The 19,974-nt window shown below is 63.4% G+C and carries 16 protein-coding genes; 3 read left to right on the forward strand and 13 right to left on the reverse strand.

Features of this window, described 5'->3' with window-relative positions:
- Positions 1 to 30: 30 nt before the first annotated feature.
- Together ABI582_RS09265 and ABI582_RS09270 are read left to right on the forward strand one after the other, a co-directional pair.
- Entirely contained in the window at positions 31 to 2,055 is a 2,025-nt protein-coding gene (locus ABI582_RS09265; RefSeq protein WP_442119023.1) for a sensor histidine kinase, read from the forward strand.
- Position 2,056: 1 nt separating this feature from the next.
- Positions 2,057 to 2,623 carry a cob(I)yrinic acid a,c-diamide adenosyltransferase gene (locus ABI582_RS09270; RefSeq protein WP_016498060.1) on the forward strand — a complete coding sequence of 189 codons (567 nt, stop codon included), beginning with the start codon at positions 2,057 to 2,059 and terminating at the stop codon, positions 2,621 to 2,623.
- A gap of 129 nt (positions 2,624 to 2,752) precedes the next feature.
- Here ABI582_RS09270 and ABI582_RS09275 read toward each other — a convergent pair whose 3' ends face one another.
- The 4 genes from ABI582_RS09275 to secA form a co-directional block, all read right to left on the reverse strand.
- Complete coding sequence (locus ABI582_RS09275; RefSeq protein ID WP_442119024.1) at positions 2,753 to 3,697, reverse strand: Nudix family hydrolase; 945 nt, start codon at positions 3,695 to 3,697, stop codon at positions 2,753 to 2,755.
- Entirely contained in the window at positions 3,694 to 4,326 is a 633-nt protein-coding gene (locus tag ABI582_RS09280; RefSeq protein WP_442119025.1) for a glutathione S-transferase family protein, read from the reverse strand. The genes ABI582_RS09275 and ABI582_RS09280 overlap by 4 nt, the downstream gene beginning before the upstream one ends.
- A 155-nt stretch (positions 4,327 to 4,481) precedes the next feature.
- A complete protein-coding gene (gene argJ / locus ABI582_RS09285; protein ID WP_442119026.1) occupies positions 4,482 to 5,699 on the reverse strand; it encodes a bifunctional glutamate N-acetyltransferase/amino-acid acetyltransferase ArgJ in 1,218 nt (405 codons plus the stop codon).
- 196 nt (positions 5,700 to 5,895) lie between these two features.
- The gene (gene secA / locus ABI582_RS09290; protein WP_338745128.1) at positions 5,896 to 8,631 is read right to left on the reverse strand and encodes a preprotein translocase subunit SecA; all 2,736 of its coding nucleotides are present in this window, start codon (positions 8,629 to 8,631) and stop codon (positions 5,896 to 5,898) included.
- Between the two features lie 389 nt (positions 8,632 to 9,020).
- Between secA and ABI582_RS09295 the strand changes: the two genes are divergently transcribed.
- A complete protein-coding gene (locus ABI582_RS09295; protein ID WP_338745129.1) occupies positions 9,021 to 9,476 on the forward strand; it encodes a DUF721 domain-containing protein in 456 nt (151 codons plus the stop codon).
- Positions 9,477 to 9,523: 47 nt separating this feature from the next.
- Here the strand turns inward: ABI582_RS09295 and lpxC are convergent, their stop codons facing one another.
- The 9 genes from lpxC to murD form a co-directional block, all read right to left on the reverse strand.
- Complete coding sequence (gene lpxC, locus ABI582_RS09300; RefSeq protein ID WP_016498054.1) at positions 9,524 to 10,435, reverse strand: UDP-3-O-acyl-N-acetylglucosamine deacetylase; 912 nt, start codon at positions 10,433 to 10,435, stop codon at positions 9,524 to 9,526.
- 112 nt (positions 10,436 to 10,547) lie between these two features.
- Entirely contained in the window at positions 10,548 to 11,744 is a 1,197-nt protein-coding gene (gene ftsZ / locus ABI582_RS09305) for a cell division protein FtsZ (protein ID WP_016488958.1), read from the reverse strand.
- Between the two features lie 55 nt (positions 11,745 to 11,799).
- The gene (gene ftsA / locus ABI582_RS09310; RefSeq protein ID WP_016488959.1) at positions 11,800 to 13,062 is read right to left on the reverse strand and encodes a cell division protein FtsA; all 1,263 of its coding nucleotides are present in this window, start codon (positions 13,060 to 13,062) and stop codon (positions 11,800 to 11,802) included.
- 14 nt (positions 13,063 to 13,076) lie between these two features.
- The gene (locus ABI582_RS09315; RefSeq protein WP_442119027.1) at positions 13,077 to 13,946 is read right to left on the reverse strand and encodes a cell division protein FtsQ/DivIB; all 870 of its coding nucleotides are present in this window, start codon (positions 13,944 to 13,946) and stop codon (positions 13,077 to 13,079) included.
- Positions 13,947 to 13,951: 5 nt separating this feature from the next.
- Positions 13,952 to 14,908, reverse strand: coding sequence for a D-alanine--D-alanine ligase (locus tag ABI582_RS09320; RefSeq protein ID WP_442119028.1), 957 nt, complete (start codon positions 14,906 to 14,908; stop codon positions 13,952 to 13,954).
- Positions 14,905 to 16,353 carry a UDP-N-acetylmuramate--L-alanine ligase gene (murC, locus tag ABI582_RS09325; RefSeq protein WP_338745132.1) on the reverse strand — a complete coding sequence of 483 codons (1,449 nt, stop codon included), beginning with the start codon at positions 16,351 to 16,353 and terminating at the stop codon, positions 14,905 to 14,907. Before murC ends, ABI582_RS09320 begins: the two co-directional genes overlap by 4 nt.
- Positions 16,346 to 17,425: an undecaprenyldiphospho-muramoylpentapeptide beta-N-acetylglucosaminyltransferase gene (gene murG, locus ABI582_RS09330; protein WP_442119029.1), complete on the reverse strand. Its 1,080-nt coding sequence runs from the start codon at positions 17,423 to 17,425 to the stop codon at positions 16,346 to 16,348. The genes murC and murG overlap by 8 nt, the downstream gene beginning before the upstream one ends.
- On the reverse strand, positions 17,415 to 18,629 hold the full coding sequence (gene ftsW, locus ABI582_RS09335) for a putative lipid II flippase FtsW (protein ID WP_016488963.1): 1,215 nt from the start codon (positions 18,627 to 18,629) through the stop codon (positions 17,415 to 17,417). The genes murG and ftsW overlap by 11 nt, the downstream gene beginning before the upstream one ends.
- The gene (murD, locus tag ABI582_RS09340; protein WP_258657765.1) at positions 18,626 to 19,972 is read right to left on the reverse strand and encodes a UDP-N-acetylmuramoyl-L-alanine--D-glutamate ligase; all 1,347 of its coding nucleotides are present in this window, start codon (positions 19,970 to 19,972) and stop codon (positions 18,626 to 18,628) included. Before murD ends, ftsW begins: the two co-directional genes overlap by 4 nt.
- Positions 19,973 to 19,974 lie beyond the last annotated feature (2 nt).

The raw sequence follows: 19,974 nt of genomic DNA on the forward strand, positions 1-19,974 counted from the left end.
TTTCAACCGGATACGGACATTGCCTAGCCCATGACCTTGCGCCAACGCCTGGAAAACCTCCCGGTCGGGCAGAAACTGCTGGCGGCCCTGCTGGTATTGCTGGTGACCATCCTGCTGGTGGCCAACCTCACCTTCATCAGCGCCGCCTACTGGATCACCCAGGAAAGCATGGCGCCGCAGGCACTGCAGACCATCGGCCGGCTGGTGGCCAACCCGCAGCTTGCGGCCCGCGCCGGCGACACCCCGGAAACCGCCAGCGCCCTGCTAAAGGAACTGGACAGCTACACCCCACTACGCGCCGCCGCCGTCTACGGCGGCGATGGCCGCATGCTGGCGCAGTTGCAGCATGGCGAGCCGCTGGCCCTGCCCAAGCGTTTTCGCAACATCGACGGCTGGCGCCTGATGGAGTTTCGCAGCACCCAGCTGATCCGCATACCGCGCGACGCCAACCCGCCGGCACACCTGCTGCTGGTGGCCAGCAGCGAGCTGCCCACAGCGTTCTACACCGGCACCCTGAGCGCCAGCATGGGCATCCTGGTGTTCAGCATCCTGCTGTGGATTGTGGTGGCCCGGCAGATAAAGCGCCTGATCACCCAGCCAATCAACCAGCTCGAAGAGCTCAGCCGCCAGGTTACCCGCGAAGAAAGCTATGCCCTGCGCGCCAAGCGCGGCAACGACGACGAAATCGGCAGCCTGGCCGAAGCCTTCAACACCATGCTTTCGCGCATCGAAGGCCGCGAGCAGCAGCTGAAACGCGCGCGGGACGAATTCCAGAGCGCCTACGACCAGGCCCAGGGCCTGGCCGAGGAAACCCGCCATACCAACCGCAAGCTTGAGCTGGAAGTGCAGGTGCGCAGCAAGATCGAGAAAAAACTCACAGGCTTCCAGAACTACCTCAACAGCATAATCGACTCGATGCCCTCGGCGCTGATCGCCCTCGACGAACAGCTTTACGTGACCCAGTGGAACCACGAAGCCACGGTGCTTTCCGGTACGCCACTGGACGAAGCGCTGAACCAGCCGGTGTTCATCGCCTTCGAGCCGCTCAAGCCGTACTTGCCGCAGTTGAAGGAAACCGTGGAAAAGCACCGGGTAGCGAAGATCGAGCGGGTCACCTGGGCCAAGGGCGATGACCTGCGCCACTACGCCCTGACCTTCTACCCGCTGACTGGCGGTGGCGGGCGCGGCGTGGTCATCCGCATCGACGACATTACCCAGCGCCTGTCGCTGGAAGAGATGATGGTGCAATCCGAGAAGATGCTCTCGGTCGGTGGCCTGGCAGCGGGCATGGCCCACGAGATCAACAACCCACTGGGCGCCATCCTGCACAACGTGCAGAATATCCGCCGGCGCCTCTCGCCCGAGCTGCCGCGCAACCAGGAGCAGGCCGAAGAGCTGGGGATCGACCTGGCCACGGTCAACCGCTACCTGGACGGCCGCGAGGTGCCACAACTGCTCGATGGCATTCAGCAGGCCGGTGCCAGGGCAGCGAAGATCGTCACCCACATGCTCAGTTTCAGCCGCCGCAGCAACCGCCAGTTGGCACCGTGCGACCTGCCGGCACTGATCGACCAGGCGGTGGAAATTGCCGGCAATGACTTTGACCTGGCCATCGGCTTCGACTTCAAGGGCCAGGCGATCGTGCGCCAGTTCGACCCTGAACTGGGCCCGGTGCCATGTACCGCCAACGAACTGGAGCAAGTACTGCTCAACCTGCTGAAAAACGCGGCCCAGGCCATCCACGTTCGGCCACAGCCCAGTGAGCCCGGGCGCATTACCCTGCGCACCCGGCTGAACCCGCCATGGGCGGAAATCCAGGTCGAGGACAATGGCGTCGGTATGCCCGAGGCGGTGCGCAAACGCACCTTCGAGCCGTTCTTCACCACCAAGGAAATCGGTCAGGGCACTGGCCTGGGCCTGTCGGTTTCGTATTTCATCATCACCAACAACCACAAGGGGCAGATGGAAGTGCAGTCCACGCCCGGCCAGGGCACCTGCTTTACCTTGCGCCTGCCCCTCGGCCAGCCGGCGACGCCGGCCAACACGGAGAAGTGACATGGGCTATCGCCTGTCGAAGATCTACACACGCACCGGCGACAAGGGCGAAACCGGCCTGGGCGACGGACGCCGGGTGCCCAAGGACCACCCACGGATCGAGGCGATTGGCGAGGTAGACAGCCTTAACAGCCAGTTGGGCCTGCTGCTGGCGGGCCTGGACGAGCAAGGCCTGGACGAGGTGAGCACCGTGCTGGTGCCGTGCCAGCACCGCTTGTTCGACCTGGGCGGTGAGCTGGCAATGCCGAGCTATCAGGCGTTGACCCTGGCAGAGGTGGAGCGCCTGGAGGCGGCCATCGATGTGTGGAACGAAGAGCTGGGGCCGTTGAAGAACTTCATCTTGCCCAGTGGTTCGGCGCTGGTGGCGCAGGCGCATGTGTGCCGCAGCCTGGCGCGCAGTGCGGAGCGGCGGTGCCAGCAGTTGAATGCCGTGGAGCCACTGGAAGGCGTTGGCTTGGCGTATATCAACCGGCTTTCCGATCTATTGTTCGTGGCAGCGCGGATCATCGGGCGGCGCCAGGGGGTGGCTGAGGTTTTGTGGCAGCCTGCGCCAAAGCCAGAGGGCTGATAGTACCGGGGCTGCTTTGCAGCCCATCGCCGGCAAGCCAGCTCCCACAGGTTCATCATCAACCCGAAGGCAACGCTAAACCTGTGGGAGCTGGCTTGCCGGCGATGGGCCGCAAAGCGGCCCCCTTACTCAGGCCTCGGGCCAGAACGCCCGGATCCCGGCAACACCCTGTGCCCCGGCTTCCCAGGCTTGCTCGCGCTGATCAGGCCCTACCCCACCCAGCAGGTAGACCGGCTTGTTGAACCCCGCAATCAACCGCTGCGCTTCATCCCACCCCAGCGGCACCGCCTCAGGATGGGTCTGGGTGGCCTGCACCGGTGACAAGGTGACAAAGTCCACATCCATCTGCTCAGCCAGCGCCAGCTCCTCGGCACTGTGGCAGGACGCCGCCAACCAGCGCTCCTTGGGGAATGGCCGGCCTTTGGCCGCGTACTTGCGCAGCTGCGCGGCTGTCAGGTGCCAACCGGCCGACGGGAAATCACCCAGCCATTCCAGCGGTCCCTTGAGCATCAGTTGCGCCTTGCCCCCACACAACCCGACTGCATCCACCGCCACATCACGGTACTTGGGGTCGTACATGTCCGGCGCCCGCAACTGGATCAGGCGAGTACCGTTGGCCACCGCCTTCTGGATGCCCTTGAGCATCTGCGGCACTTCCAGGCCATCGGGGGTAATCAGGTACTGGTCCGGCAGCCGCGCCGCAGCAACGATGGGTTTGTTGGCTTCAGGAAATGCGTACTGCGACAGATCGCGCGGGGCCACCCATTCCAGCGGCTGCCCTTCTGCGCCATGAGGCTCGCCCGTGAACGCTTCGACTTCGCGCACGTCCAGCAGCACCTGTTTGTCCGGGTAGTCATGGCTGACCTTGATCAGCGCACGCGAGCGGGTCACCTCGATGCCCAGCTCCTCGCGCAGTTCGCGGGCCAGCGCCGCTTCAACGCCTTCGCCCTCTTCCACCTTGCCACCGGGAAATTCCCACAAGCCGCCCTGGTGCTGGGTATCCGCCCTGCGGGCAATCAGAATACGGCCATCAGTACCGCGAATGACCGCCGCTACAACATGTATCCGTTTCACCCTTCACGCTCCGCCAGGCCGGCCTGCTGCCAAGCCTGGAAGGCTGGCCACTGATAAATGGTTTCGATGTAGGCTGCCGCCTCTGCCGGCACCGCCACGCGGTAGGTGCGCAGGCGCACGGCCACCGGGGCGAAGAAGGCATCGGCCAGGCTCGGTTTGCCGAACAGGAACGGGCCGCTGTCCTTGGCCACCACGCGGCATTCGGACCACAGCGCGACGATACGGTCGATATCGACCTGCACGTCCAGCGGCATATTGTCCAGGGCCTGGTCACGCGACAGGTCGAACGGCATGGCACCGCGCAGGGCGAAGAAACCGCTGTGCATCTGCGCACAAGCCGAACGGGCCTGGGCACGCGCGGCTGCATCGGCAGGCCACAGCTGGGCCTCGGGATGCTGTTCGTTGAGGTATTCGGCGATGGCCAGGGAATCGGCGATCACGCCGTGCTCGCTCTTGAGCAGCGGCACCTTGCCGGTGGAGGAAAAAGCGAGGATGCGCTGGCGGGTATCAGGCTGGTTCAGCTTGATCAGGGTTTCTTCGTAGGGCACGCCAGCCAGCTCGAGGGCCAGGGCGCCACGCAGCGACCAGGAGGAGTACAGCTTGTCGCCGATGATCAGGTGATAGCTCATGGTTCGGCTCCATCAGGTTTGTATTGCAAAACCCGCAGGCCGCTGCGCGGCCTTTCGCGGGCAAGCCCGCTCCTACAGGGACCGCACCGCTCCTGCAGGCATTGCAACACCTGTGGGAGCGGGCGTGCCCGCGAAGAGGCCTTCGGATCAGTAGATCAGGTACGGTACTCGGCGTTGATCTTCACGTACTCGTGGGACAGGTCGGTGGTCCAGATGGTTTCGCTGCAATGGCCACGGCCCAGTTCGATGCGGATGGTGATCTCTTCCTGGGCCATCACTGCCGAGCCCTGAGCTTCGGTGTAGCTCGGGTTGCGGCCGCCTTTGCTGGCGATGCACACGCTGTCCAGGTACACGTCGATCAGGCTTACATCCAGCTCTGGCACACCAGCGCGGCCAACGGCGGCCAGAATACGGCCCCAGTTCGGGTCGGAGGCGAACAGTGCGGTCTTGATCAGTGGCGAGTGGGCCACGGCATAGCCGACGTCCAGGCATTCCTGGTGGTTGCCACCACCGTTGACCTGCACGGTTACGAACTTGGTCGCGCCTTCGCCATCACGGACGATGGCCTGGGCCACTTCCATGCACACTTCGAACACGGCCTTTTTCAGCGCTTCGAACAGCGCGCCGCTGGCTTCGGTGACCTCTGGCAGGTTGGCCTTGCCGGTGGCAATCAACATGCAGCAGTCGTTGGTCGAGGTGTCGCCATCGATGGTAATGCGGTTGAACGACTTGTTGGCGCCGTCCAGCATCAGGTCCTTGAGTACCGCCGGGGCAACCTTGGCGTCGGTGGCGATGTAGCCGAGCATGGTGGCCATGTTCGGGCGGATCATGCCTGCACCCTTGCTGATGCCAGTGACGGTAACAGTCACGCCATTGTGCTGGAACTGGCGGCTGGCACCCTTGGGCAGGGTATCGGTGGTCATGATGCCGGTGGCAGCTTCAGCCCAGTGGTTTTCCGACAGGTTGTCGAGGGCGGCCTGCAGTGCACCTTCGATCTTCTCGACCGGCAGTGGCTCGCCGATCACGCCGGTAGAGAACGGCAGTACCGACTCGGCCGGCACGCCAGCCAGCTCGGCCAGCTTGGCGCAGGTACGTTCGGCGGCGGCCAGGCCTGGCGCGCCGGTACCGGCGTTGGCGTTACCGGTGTTGGTCAGCAGGTAGCGCACGGTGCCCTGTACACGTTGCTTGGACAGGATCACCGGCGCTGCGCAGAAAGCGTTGAGGGTGAACACGCCAGCCACGCTGGAGCCTTCGGCACAGCGCATGACCACCACATCCTTGCGCCCCGGGCGCTTGATGCCGGCAGAAGCGATGCCGAGTTCAAAACCCGGAACCGGGTGCAGGGTAGGCAAAGGACCAAGACCAACAGCCATTAGAGCGCTCCTAGAAAAACGGTGAAATGATGATGGAAGAGCGGGGCCGCTTCGCGCCCCATTCGCGGCACAAGGCCGCTCCTACAGGGGCATCGCAACCATTGGGTCGGGCGCGGTCCCTGTAGGAGCGGCCTTGTGCCGCGAATGGGCCGCAAAGCGGCCCCCGGATGTTTCAGGTTACAACTGCCTGGTCAGATCACTCGATCTGCCCGTGGCAATGCTTGAACTTCTTGCCCGAACCGCACCAGCACGGCTCGTTGCGGCCCAGCTTCTGGTCGTTGCGCACTGGCGCTGCGGCGACCGCCACTTCAGCGCCCTCCTCGCTCAGTTGCTCGCTTTCCAGCCCCGGGGCAGGGGCATGCTGGAACTGCATGCGGCTGGCCAGTTCCTCGGCCTCGCGGCGCAGGCGGGCTTCTTCTTCGATCGGATCTTCGCGGCGAACCTGAACGTGCGACAGCACGCGGATGGTGTCGCGCTTGATCGACTCGAGCAGCTCCTGGAACAGGCTGAACGACTCGCGCTTGTACTCCTGCTTCGGGTTCTTCTGCGCATAGCCACGCAGGTGAATACCGTGACGCAGGTGGTCCATGGTCGACAGGTGGTCTTTCCACAGGTCGTCCAGCACGCGCAGCAGAATCTGCTTCTCGAAGGTACGCAGGGCGTCGATACCGGCCTGGTCTTCCTTCTCCGTGTAGGCGGTGGTGATCTCGTTCAGCAGCTTCTCGCGCAGGGTCTCCTCGTAGAGGTGATCGTCCTCGTCGAGCCACTGCTGGATCGGCAGCTTCATGGCGAAATCGCTGGCCAAAGCGGCTTCCAGGCCGACCACATCCCACTGCTCGGGCAGCGACTGCGGCGGGATGTGCTGGCTGATGGTAGCGTCCAGTACTTCCTGGCGGAATTCTGCGATGGTGTCGCCGATGTTCTCGGCGGCCAGCAGGCTGTTGCGCATGTGGTAGATCACCTTGCGCTGCTCGTTGGCCACGTCGTCGTATTCGAGCAATTGCTTACGGATGTCGAAGTTACGGCCTTCGACCTTGCGCTGGGCCTTTTCGATGGCGTTGGTGACCATGCGGTGTTCGATGGCCTCGCCCGACTGCATGCCCAGTGCCTTCATGAAGTTCTTCACCCGGTCAGAGGCAAAGATGCGCATCAGGCTGTCTTCCAGCGACAGATAGAAGCGGCTGGAACCCGGGTCACCCTGACGGCCCGAACGGCCACGCAGCTGGTTGTCGATACGGCGCGATTCGTGGCGCTCGGAAGCGATCACGTGCAAGCCGCCCGACTCGATCACCTGCTGGTGACGTTTCTGCCAGTCCGACTTGATCTGGGCGATCTGCTCGGGTGTCGGGTTTTCCAGGGTGGCCACTTCGGCCTCCCAGTTACCGCCCAACAAGATGTCGGTACCACGACCGGCCATGTTGGTGGCGATGGTCAGTGCGCCTGGCGCGCCGGCCTGCGCGATGATCTCGGCTTCCTTCTCGTGGTACTTGGCGTTCAGTACCTTGTGCTCGATGCCTTCCTTGAGCAGCAGGTTCGACATGTGCTCGGAGGTTTCGATGGTGGCAGTACCCACCAGCACCGGGCGGCCAAGGGTCATGCTTTCCTTGATGTCGGCGATGATCGCGGCGTACTTCTCGTCGGCGGTCAGGTACACCAGGTCGTTGAAGTCCTTGCGTGCCAGCGGCTTGTTCGGCGGAATCACCATCACGTTCAGGCCATAGATGGACTGGAACTCGAACGCTTCGGTGTCGGCGGTACCGGTCATGCCGGACAACTTGGTGTACAGACGGAAGTAGTTCTGGAAGGTGGTCGAAGCCAGGGTCTGGCTTTCGGCCTGGATATTCAGGTTCTCTTTCGCTTCGATGGCCTGGTGCAGGCCCTCGGACAGGCGACGGCCCGGCATGGTACGGCCGGTGTGCTCGTCGATCAGCAGGACCTGGCCGTCCTGGACGATGTACTCGACGTTGCGGTGGAACAGCTTGTGCGCGCGCAGGCCAGCGTAAACGTGGGTCAGCAGGCCCAGGTTGTGCGCGGAATACAAGCTCTCGCCCTCGGCCAGCAGGCCGGCCTGGGTGAGCATCTCTTCGATGAACTGGTGACCGGCTTCGTTGAGCTCGACCTGGCGGCTCTTCTCGTCGATGGTGAAGTGGCCTTCCTGGGTGACCTGGCCTTCGACTTCTTCGATGTGCTGGGTCAGGCGCGGTATCAGGCGGTTGATCTCGATGTACAGCTTGGAGCTGTCTTCAGCCTGGCCGGAAATGATGAGCGGGGTACGCGCCTCGTCGATGAGGATGGAGTCGACTTCGTCGATTACCGAGAAGTTGAGTTCACGCTGGAACTTCTCTTCCTGGCTGAACGCCATGTTGTCGCGCAGGTAGTCGAAACCGAATTCGTTGTTGGTGCCGTAGGTAATGTCGGACGCATAGGCGGCACGCTTTTCTTCTGGCGGCTGGAACGCCGAGACGATACCGACCGACAGGCCGAGGAACTCGTACAGCGGTCGCATCCAGTTGGCATCACGGCGGGCCAGGTAGTCGTTGACGGTGACCACGTGCACGCCCTTGCCGGACAATGCGTTGAGGTACACGGCCAGGGTACCGACCAAGGTCTTGCCTTCACCGGTGCGCATTTCTGCGATCATGCCCTCGTGCAGGGTCATGCCACCGATCAACTGCACATCGAAGTGGCGCATGCCCATCACGCGCTTGCCAGCCTCCCGGGCCACGGCGAAAGCTTCAGGCAGCAATTGGTCCAGTGTCTCGCCTTTGGCCAGGCGCTCCTTGAACTCTGCGGTCTTGCCCCGCAGCTGCTCGTCGGAGAGGGCCACCATCTTCTCTTCGAAGGCATTGACGATACTCACCGTCTTGAGCATGCGTTTGACTTCACGCTCGTTCTTGCTTCCAAAAAGTTTTTTTAACAAAGGCGCAAACATATCGGCAGGATCTTCCACACGTAGGGATGGAGGGCGGCCCCATGAGTCGCCCGTGCAGCCCTTAGGCCGCATGCGAACGAGCATTCTACCCGGAAACGATGGTGAGGAAAGTGGTGGATTTCCACGATGCTATTACAGCGTTTTGGTGGGGGCCTGTCTTAGATAGGGGCATTTTCCCTGAGTTCAAGGCTTGGCAACATGAAAGCTATCGAGAACTACTCTTATCTTCTATAGCCTGTGCCGGCCTCTTCGCGGGTAAACCCGCTCCCACAGGTATTTCACAGGATCCGGACCTGTGGTGATCCTGTGGGAGCGGGTTTACCCGCGAAGAGGCCGGCACAGGCTATAGAGGTGTTAAACTGCTGCTCTTGTAACCTTATGCGTACCCAATGGCCTACAAACCCTCCCCCGCCCAGCCGCCCTCCGCATTGCTGCGCCAGGTCCGCCCGCTGCGCCTGCTGCTGAACCAGGCCGAGCGCCTGGAGCACCTGCAGCGCCTGCTGGAAAGCCAGCTGCAACCGGCTGCCCGCGAGCACTGCCATGTCGCGTCATGGCGTGATGGCACGTTGTTGCTGGTGGTGACCGACGGCCATTGGGCAACCCGCCTGCGCTACCAGCAGAAGCGCCTGCTGGCGGCATTGCAGGCCATGGAAGCCTTCGGCAACCTTCGGCGCATCCTCTACAAGGTGCAGCCACCGCTGGTGCCTGCCAAGCGTGGCGGGCATGCGGCAGAGCTGTCGAACAGCGCCGCCGAGAGCCTGCGCGACACCGCCGAAGGTATCGCCGACCCCAAGCTGCGCGCAGCGCTGGAACGGTTGGCCGCCCACGCTCACGACAAGTCATAAAAAAGGCCACCCGAAGGTGGCCTTAATGAACTAGAGAGTGTTCGAACTTACACGGCCGCAACAGGGCGCATGTACGAGATCGGTGCCGTGCTGGCATCTTCGAAAGTGACCACTTCCCAGGCATCGGTTTCAGCAATCAGCTTGCGCAGCAGCTGGTTGTTCAGCGCGTGGCCGGACTTGTAGCCCTTGAACTCGCCGATCAGGCTGTTGCCCAGCAGATAGAGGTCGCCAATGGCGTCGAGGATCTTGTGCTTGACGAATTCGTCATCGGAACGAAGGCCGTCTGCGTTAAGCACACCGGTCTCGTCGACCACGATGGCGTTCTCGACACTGCCGCCCAGCGCAAGGTTGTGCTTGCGCAGGTACTCGATGTCACGCATGAAACCGAAGGTACGCGCGCGGCTGACTTCCTTCACAAACGAGGTGCTGGAGAAGTCGACGACCGCACTCTGGGTCTGGCCCTTGAGGACCGGGTGATCGAAGTCGATCTCGAAGCTCACCTTGAACCCTTCGAAAGGCAGGAACGTGGCGCGCTTGTCGCCCTCTTCCACGGTTACCTCACGCAGGATGCGGATGAACTTCTTGGCTGCGTCCTGTTCTTCCAGGCCGGCAGACTGAATCAGGAATACAAAGGGTCCGGCGCTGCCATCCATGATCGGCACTTCCGAGGCGGAGAGCTCGACGTAGGCGTTATCGATGCCCAGGCCCGCCATGGCGGAGAGCAGGTGCTCGACCGTATCGACCTTGACGTCACCGTTGACCAGCGTCGTCGACATGGTTGTCTCGCCGACGTTGGCCGCACGCGCAGGGATTTCGACCACAGGGTCGAGATCGGCGCGGCGGAAGACGATGCCGGTGTCAACAGGTGCGGGCTTGAGGGTCAGGTAAACCTTCTCCCCAGAGTGCAGACCGATACCTGTGGCACGGATGGTATTCTTCAGGGTGCGTTGTTTAATCATGGCATTGGCCGCTTCAGCGCAAATTGCGAACAGGTATCAACAAAGGCTGGGGATAATAACAGACCCAACCTTTGATGAATACCAATCACCTTTATACCCCTGATAAATTCCATTAATCAGCCTGACGACGCAGGAAAGCCGGGATATCGAGGTAGTCCAGGTCATCCTGAGGGTTCAGTTTAGCGGCTGCAGCAGCACCTGCATGGGCCTGGTTGCGCATCACAGTCGGGCGCTCCAGGTCACGGTAGTTGACCGCTGGCTGCTCCTGGCGAACCGGCGCAGGATTGGACGCTTCGTACGCCTGCTGTGCGGTCTGCAGGGTGTTGTCGACCACTTTGACCGGCTTCTCGATGCGCGCGCCCAGGCCAGTGGCCACAACGGTCACGTGCAGTTCGTCGCGCATGTCCGGGTCGATCACGGTGCCGACCTTGACCATGGCGTGGTCAGAGGCGAAGGCTTCGATGATGCTACCCACATCGGAGTACTCACCCAGCGACAGGTCCGGGCCTGCGGTGATGTTCACCAGGATGCCACGGGCGCCCTGCAGGTTGACGTCTTCCAGCAGCGGGTTGCGGATCGCCGCCTCGGTGGCTTCACGCGCACGGTTCGGGCCGCTGGCACAGCCAGTACCCATCATCGCCATGCCCATTTCACCCATCACGGTACGCACGTCGGCGAAGTCGACGTTGATCATGCCAGGGCGTTTGATGATGTCGGAGATACCGCGAACGGCACCGGCCAGTACATCGTCGGCCTTGGCGAAGGCGGACAGCAGGCTGGCATCCTTGCCCAGGATGGTCAGCAGTTTCTCGTTGGGAATGGTGATCAACGAGTCGACGCTTTCAGCCAGCATGCGGATGCCTTCATCGGCGATCTGCATACGTTTGCGGCCTTCGAACGGGAACGGACGGGTCACCACAGCTACGGTGAGAATGCCCATTTCCTTGGCCACTTCGGCAATGATCGGCGCTGCACCGGTACCGGTACCGCCACCCATGCCAGTGGTGATGAACACCATGTTGGTGCCCTGCAGCACTTCGGCGATGCGCTCACGGTCTTCCAGCGCAGCCTGACGGCCGACTTCCGGGTTGGCACCGGCACCCAGGCCCTTGGTCACGCCAGTGCCCAATTGCAGGATGGTGCGCGCGCCAATGCTTTTCAGCGCCTGGGCATCGGTGTTGGCGCAGATGAATTCCACACCTTCGATGCTGCTCTTGACCATGTGGTTGACGGCGTTGCCGCCACCACCACCAACGCCGATCACCTTGATGACCGGACTTTGCGGGACGTTGTCTACGAGCTCGAACATTTTCCCTCTCCTTACAGTTCTCTAGTTGTTGCGCCTACCACTACTGCTTTGAAACTTAGAAGTTGCCCTGGACCCACTTCTTGAAGCGCTCAAGCACTGGGGCCTTCGGTTCATCGCCATAGCTGTTGTTGCTGCTGTTGGTGTTACCGGTCAGGATCAGGTCCTCGGACTGCTTCAGCAGACCGTAGGTGAGCAAGCCCACGCCGGTGGAATAGATCGGGTTGCGAACCACGTCGCTCAGCCCGCGAACGCTGTGCGGTACGCCCAGGCGTACCGGCATGTGGAAGATTTCCTCGGCCAGTTCCACGGCACCTTCCATCTTCGCGGTGCCGCCAGTGAGGACGATGCCGGCTGGCACCAAATCCTCATAGCCGCTGCGGCGCAGCTCGGCCTGGATCAGGGTGAAGAGCTCGTCGTAACGTGGCTCCACCACCTCGGCCAGGGCCTGGCGCGACAGCTCGCGCGGTGGGCGGTCGCCCACACTCGGCACCTTGATGGTCTCGCCGGCGCCAGCCAGTTTGGCCAGGGCGCAGGCGTAGCGGATCTTGATTTCTTCGGCGTACTGGGTAGGGGTACGCAGGGCCATGGCGATGTCGTTGGTCACCTGGTCGCCAGCAATCGGGATGACCGCGGTGTGACGGATGGCGCCCTCGGTGAAGATGGCGATGTCGGTCGTGCCGCCACCGATGTCCACCAGGCACACGCCCAGCTCTTTTTCATCGTCGGTCAGCACCGAGTAGGCCGAGGCCAACTGCTCGAGGATGATGTCGTCGATTTCCAGGCCGCAGCGGCGTACGCACTTCTCGATGTTCTGCGCCGCGTTGACTGCGCAAGTGACCACGTGAACCTTGGCTTCCAGACGCACGCCGGACATGCCCAGCGGTTCGCGCACGCCTTCCTGGTTGTCGATCACGTAGTCCTGCGGCAGCGTGTGCAGCACGCGCTGGTCGGCCGGGATCGCCACGGCCTGGGCGGCGTCGAGTACACGCTCCAGGTCGGCCAGGCTGACCTCGCGGTCGCGGATGGCGACGATGCCGTGGGAGTTCAGGCTGCGGATGTGGTTGCCGGCCACCCCAACGAAGGCCGAGTGGATGCGGCAGCCGGCCATCAGCTGCGCTTCTTCCACGGCGCGCTGGATCGACTGCACGGTGGACTCGATGTTCACCACCACGCCTTTTTTCAGGCCGCGGGACGGATGGGTGCCGATCCCGACGATTTCCAGGGTGCCGTCTTCGCCCACCTCGCCCACCAGCGCCACCACCTTGGAGGTGCCAATGTCCAGCCCGACGATCATTTTGCCGCTATGCGCGTTTGCCATGGTCCTGCCTCTCTCTAATTCTTCGCAACGGCGGGTTGGGCCGTCGTCGGTGCAATCGGTTCCCGCCAACCAACGGCAAGTCCGTTGGAATAACGCAGATCAATGCGGGCGATGGTGGTGATCTGGTCTTTGAGTGTCTTGTCGTAAATGGCAATGAAACGGCGCATCTTCTCCACCAGATGGTCGCGCCCCAACAGCAGCTCGATACCTGGGCCGGCGCTGCTCGCACCGGTAGTCAGGAACCAGCTGCCTCGCTCGCGCAGCTCCAGGCGAGCGATGGAAAAGCCCAGGGGGCGCAGCATCTGGCTCAATACCTGATACTGCTGCATGACTTGTTGCTGAGCACGCTGCGGCCCGGCCAGCTGCGGCAGGTGCTCGTAGTTGGCCAGTTCGCGCGGAGTAAAGGCCTGGCCCTGGTTGTTGAGCAAGGCTGCGTCACCCCAGCGCGCCACCGGCAGCTGTTCTTCCAGGCGAATCACCACCTCGTCAGGCCACACCCGGCGCACTTCGGCGTGGGCAATCCATGGCATCTGCTCGAGCTCCGCACGCATCGCCGGCAGGTCGACGCTGAAGAAGCTCGCCGCCACATAGGGGGCGATGCGCCGCTGCACCGACTGCTGGCTGATGTAGCTGAGGTCGCCCTGCACGTCGATCTTGGTGATCGGCCGGTCGGCATAGGGCATCAGGCGAATGGCGCCCTCGTAGGCTCCAAAGCCGGCCGCCACCAGCAGCACCGGCCACAGCAGGCGCTTGAGCCCCCCCAGGCTTGGCCGCGGCAGGCGCGCCGATACGGGCTCGTCGGCCACCAGCCGGCTGGCACCACGCGGCACCGGCTTGCTACGGCCGGTAACGGGTTGCTGCTGACGTATCATCGCGCCTTGCATGGTTGTTAACCTCGGGTCGTCACGCTTTCAGCCAGGATTGCCAGCACCAGTTGCTGGAAGTCCAGGCCAGCCGCGCGGGCCGCCATTGGCACCAAGCTATGATCAGTCATGCCCGGTGCGGTGTTGACTTCGAGCAGCCAGAACCGGCCCTGCTCGTCCTGCATCACGTCCAGTCGCCCCCAGCCTTCGATGCCGATGGCATCACAGGCGCGAGCGGTCAGGTCGATCAGTTCCTGTTCCTTGACGCTATCCAGGCCGCACGGGATGCGGTACTGGGTATCGTTTGCGATGTACTTGGCGTCGTAGTCGTAGAACACGTGCGGCGTACCCAGGGCGATCGGCGGCAGCACCTGGCCGCGCAAGACCGCGATGGTGAACTCCGGGCCGTGGATCCACTGTTCCACCAGTACCTGGGAATCGTATTTGGCGGCGTCCTGCCAGGCGGCGACCAGTTCCTGGGCGCTGTTCACCTTGGCCATGCCGATGCTAGAGCCTTCATGGGCGGGTTTGACGATAAGCGGGAAGCCCAGTTCCGTACTGGCCAACAAACAATCGTTTTCGCTCGCCAACACCGCGTGACGCGGGGTCGGAATGCCCAGGCTCTGCCATACCTGCTTGGTACGCAGTTTGTCCATGGCCAGCGCAGAGGCAAGGATGCCGCTGCCGGTGTAGGGGATGCCCAGGCACTCCAGCAGGCCTTGCATGCTGCCGTCTTCACCGCCGCGGCCGTGCAGAATGATGAACGCACGGTCGATCTTCTCGCTTTGCAGGCGATCGAGCAGGTCATCTCCCACGTCGATGGCGACTACGTCGACACCGGCAGTGCTCAGCGCGTCGATCACCGCAGCGCCGGACTTCAGCGACACTTCACGCTCGGCGCTCTTGCCACCGTACAGCACGGCGACGCGGCCGAACGCCTTGGCGTTCAGGGTCGAGTGCAGTTTTTCGTAGGCGCTGGTCATTTCGACTTCTCCTGCTTGGCGCCAGCGAACAGCGGGCTTTTCATCAGTTGCGGGGCCAGGCCGCCAACATCACCGGCACCCTGGCAGATCAGGATGTCGCCAGCGCGCAGCAGTGGCTTGACCAGCGGCGCCAGCTCGGCGCCGCGCTCGATGTAGATCGGGTCCAGTTTGCCGCGCTGGCGGATGCTGTGGCACAGCTGACGGCTGTCGGCACCGGGGATCGGCTCTTCGCCGGCCGGGTAGACTTCCATCAGCAGCAGCACGTTGGCATCGCCCAGCACTTGGACGAAATCATCGTAGAGGTCGCGGGTGCGGCTGTAGCGGTGCGGCTGGTAGACGATCACCAGGCGCCGGCTTGGCCAGCCACCGCGCACGGCCTTGATCACCGCAGCCACTTCGGTCGGGTGGTGGCCGTAGTCGTCGACCAGCATCACGCTGCCGCCTTCCACCGGCAGTTCGCCGTACACCTGGAACCGGCGGCCAACACCCTGGAAGCCGGACAGGCCCTGGACGATGGCTTCGTCGCTGATGCCTTCGTCGGTGGCGATGGCGATGGTGGCCAGTGCGTTGAGCACGTTGTGGTTGCCAGGCATGTTCACCGACACTTCCAGCGGCTCACAGTCACGGCGCAGCACGGTGAAGTGGGTCTGCATGCCCTGCTGGCGCACGTTGATGGCGCGGATGTCGGCCTCTTCGCTGAAGCCATAGGTCACGGTCGGGCGTTTCACCTGCGGCAGGATCTCGCGCACCACCGGGTCGTCCAGGCACATCACCGCCAAGCCATAGAACGGCAGGTTGTGCAGGAACTCGACGAAGGTTTTCTTCAGCTTGTTGAAGTCACCTTCGTAGGTCGCCATGTGGTCGGCGTCGATGTTGGTGACCACGGCCACCATCGGCTGCAGGTGCAGGAAGCTGGCATCGCTTTCGTCTGCTTCGGCGATCAGGTAGCGGCTGGTGCCCAGCTGGGCATTGGTACCGGCAGCGGTCAGGCGGCCACCGATGACGAAGGTCGGGTCCAGGCCACCGGCAGCGAACACCGACGCCAGCAGGCTGGTGGTGGTGGTCTTGCCGTGGGTACCGGCAACGGCCACACCGTGACGGTAGCGCATCAGTTCGGCGAGCATTTCGGCACGCGGCACCACCGGAATGCGTCGCTCGAGGGCGGTAGCCACTTCCGGGTTGGCCGGGTTGATGGCACTGGACACCACGAGCACGTCAGCGGTAGCGGCGTTCTCGGCGCGGTGGCCGACGAAGATCTCGGCGCCGAACGATTCCAGGCGCTCGGTCACCGGCGAAGCTTTCAGGTCCGAACCGGACACTTCATAGCCCAGGTTCAGCAACACTTCGGCAATGCCGCACATGCCCACGCCGCCGATACCGACGAAGTGAATACGGCGGATACGACCCATCTTGGGCTGGGGCATGGCTTTCTGGCTCTCAACCATGGGCCACCTCCAGGCAGATATCGACCACGGTGCTGGTTGCAGCAGGTTTGGCCAGGCGCCGTGCGGTGCCTGCCATGACGTTGAGTTTCTCGGGTTGCATCAGCACCTCGTTCAGGCGTTCAGCGAGCTGCGCTGCGCCAGTTGTCGCTTGTGGCATCAGGAAGGCAGCGCCTTCGCGGGCCAGATATTGGGCGTTGTGGGTCTGGTGGTCGTCGATGGCGTGGGGCAAAGGCACCAGCATCGAAGGCAGGCCTGCTGCCGCCAGCTCGCTGACGGTCAGGGCACCGGCCCGGCACACCACCATGTCGGCCCAGCCATAGGCTTGGGCCATGTCCTTGATGAAGGGCTCTACCTGAGCCTCGACGCCCGCCTCGTGATAACGCTCGGCGGTGATTGGCGCGTGTTGCTTACCGGCCTGGTGGAACACCTCTGGCCGCAGCGCGGCAGGGACTTCGGACAGGGCCTTAGGCAACAATTTGTTCAATGGTTCCGCACCCAGGCTGCCACCGAGCACCAGCAGGCGCGCACGGCGCTGGGCCAGGGGCGCGCGTTGTGCATCCATGAACAGCTCCGGGCGCACCGGGTTGCCGGTGGTGCGACGCTTGTCGCTGGCCTCGAAGGTGTTCGGGAAAGCTTCGCAGACCCGCGCCGAGAGTGGCACCAGCAACCGATTGGCGGTACCGGCACGGGCGTTCTGCTCGTGGATCACCAGCGGCACGCCGCACAGCCGCGCGGCCACACCGCCGGGGCCGGTCACGTAGCCGCCAAAGCCCAGCACGCAGACCGGCTTGAGCTGGCGAATGATGCGTCGCGCCTGCAGTACGGCCTTGATAAGGGTGAATGGCGCCTTGAGCAACGACAGTTTTCCTTTGCCGCGCAGGCCGCTGACCTGGATCAGGTGCAGTGGCAGGCCAGCCTGTGGCACCAGCTCGTTCTCGATGCCACGCGGGGTGCCCAGCCAGTGCACGGTAAACCCACGCGCCTGGAACTCACGGGCGCAGGCCAGGGCCGGGAATACGTGGCCCCCGGTGCCGCCCGCCATGATCAGTATGTTCTTGCCGTCAGCGGCCATGACTGGTCTCCTCGGCAAAATCGCTTTCGCTGAACTCGTGTTCCTCGCTGCCCAGGTGCGTGCGGCTCTCCCACTCGATACGCAGCAACAGGCCTACGCAGGCGCAACAGATCACCAGCGAACTGCCCCCGTAACTGAGGAACGGCAGGGTCAGGCCCTTGGTTGGCAGCAGGCCGACGTTCACCCCGATGTTGATCAGGAACTGGCCGATCCACAGGAACGCCAGGCCGAAGGCCACATAGGCGGCAAAGAACTGCTTGGCCTTCTCGGCCCACAGGCCGATGTACAGGGCACGCACGGTCACGAACACGAACAGTGCAATGGTCAGCAGCGAACCGACCACGCCCAGTTCTTCGGCCAATACCGAGAACACGAAGTCGGTGTGCGCTTCGGGCAGGTAGAACTGCTTCTGCACGCTGTTGCCCAGGCCAACCCCCAGCCACTCGCCACGGCCGAAGGCGATCAATGCCTGGGTCAGCTGGTAGCCCGAGCCGAACTGGTCGGACCACGGGTCGGTGAAGGTGATAAGCCGCGCCATCCGGTAGGGCTGCGCCTGTACCAGCACAAACACCGCCAGCACCGCCAACACCACCATGAGGCTGAAGCGGAACAGCCCCACCCCGCCGAGGAACAGCATGGCCGCCGCCGCGCCCATCATCACCACGGTGGCACCGAAGTCCGGCTCCATCAGCAGCAGGGCGGCCATGGGCAGCAGCACGATGAACGGCTTGAAGAAGCCCATCCAGGTTTCGCGCACTTCGGTCTGCCGGCGCACCAGGTAACCCGCCAGGTAGACGACCACGAACACCTTGGCGATTTCCGAAGGCTGGACGTTGAAGAAGCTGAAGCCGATCCAGCGCATGGAGCCGTTCACTTCGCGGCCGATGCCCGGCACCAGCACCAGCACCAGCAGGCCGAAGGCGCCCAGCAGCATCATGAAGCCCATGCGCTGCCAGGTGGCGATCGGCACCAGCATGGTTGCGCCGCAGGCAACCAGGCCAAGGAACACGTAAACCAGGTGGCGGAACATGTGGTAAAGCGGGTTGCCCGACTGCACCGCGGCCACTTCCGAGGACGCCGAGGTGATCATCACCAGGCCCAGGCCAAGCAAAGCCAGGCAGCCGGCGAGCATCGGGAAGTCCAGGTCGATGCCACGACCGCTGATCAGCGGCGACGGGTAGGGCTTGAAGATGCCGAAGATCATGCAAGACCTCCCGCTGCCTGGGCAAACAGGCGCCCGCGCTCTTCAAAGTTCTTGAACATGTCGAGGCTGGCGCACGCCGGCGACAGCAGCACCGCATCGCCGGCCTGGGCCAGTTCGGCACACTGCTGCACGGCGTCGTCGAGTGTCTTGACCCGTACCAGCGGCACGTCATCACCCAACGCTTCGGCCAGGCGTTCGGCATCACGGCCCAGCAATACCACGGCGCGGCAGAAGCGCTTGACGGGCTCGCGCAACGCAGTGAATTCAGCACCTTTGCCGTCGCCACCGGCGATCAGCACCAACTTGCCTTCGATATCGGCACCCAGGCCTTCGATGGCGGCCAGGGCAGCACCGACGTTGGTGGCCTTGGAGTCGTCGTACCAGTTCACGCCATTACGCTCGCGCACCCACTGGCAACGGTGGGCCAGGCCACCGAACTCACGCAGGGCTTCGAGCATGGGCTCGAACGGCAGGCCAGCGGCATGCCCCAGGGCCAGCGCCGCCAGGGCGTTGGACTGGTTGTGGGCACCACGCACCTTCAGCTCGCGCGCCGGCATCAGCGCCTGAAACTCGAACGCCAGGTACTTTTCACCGTCCACTTCACGCAGGCCAAAGGCCTTGAAGTCGGGTTGGTTGAGGCCGAAGGTCCAGCATGGGCGGCCTTCCACCGGCAATGGCCGGCTCAGGGCGTCCTGGCGGTTGACCACCACCTGGCGGGCACCGCGGAAAATCCGGTGCTTGGCCAGGTGGTAGGCCGGCAGGCCGCTGTAGCGGTCCATGTGGTCTTCGCTGATGTTCAGCACAGTGGCCACTTCTGCGTTGAGCTGGTCGGTGGTTTCCAGTTGGAAACTGGACAGCTCCAGCACGTACAGCTCGACGTCATCAGCCAGCAAGTCCAGCGCCGGGGTACCGAGGTTGCCGCCCACCGCCACGCGCTTGCCGGCCTTGGCGGCCATTTCGCCGACCAGGGTGGTAACGGTGCTCTTGGCGTTGGAACCGCTGATGGCAACGATCGGCGCCTTGGCGTGCTGGGCGAACAGCTCAATGTCACCGGACAGCTTCACGCCACGCGCGGCTGCCTGCTGCAGGGCCGGGGTGGCCAGGGCCAGGCCAGGGCTCACGTACAGCTCGTTGGCGCGGCACAGGAAGTCCACGTCCAGCTCGCCACAGCGCACTTCCACCTGCGGGTAATCACGGCGCAGGGTGTCCAGTTCCGGCGGTTGCTCGCGGGTGTCGGCGACCGCAAAGGCAATGCCCCGGTTCGCCAGGAAGCGAACCAGGGACATGCCGCTCTTGCCGAGGCCGACAACGATGCGGAATTGGTCGGAAGCGATCAAAGACACGC

The sequence above is a fragment of the Pseudomonas sp. SAS7 genome (assembly GCF_052112345.1).
GTDB classification, from domain to species: Bacteria; Pseudomonadota; Gammaproteobacteria; order Pseudomonadales; family Pseudomonadaceae; genus Aquipseudomonas; species Aquipseudomonas putida_Q.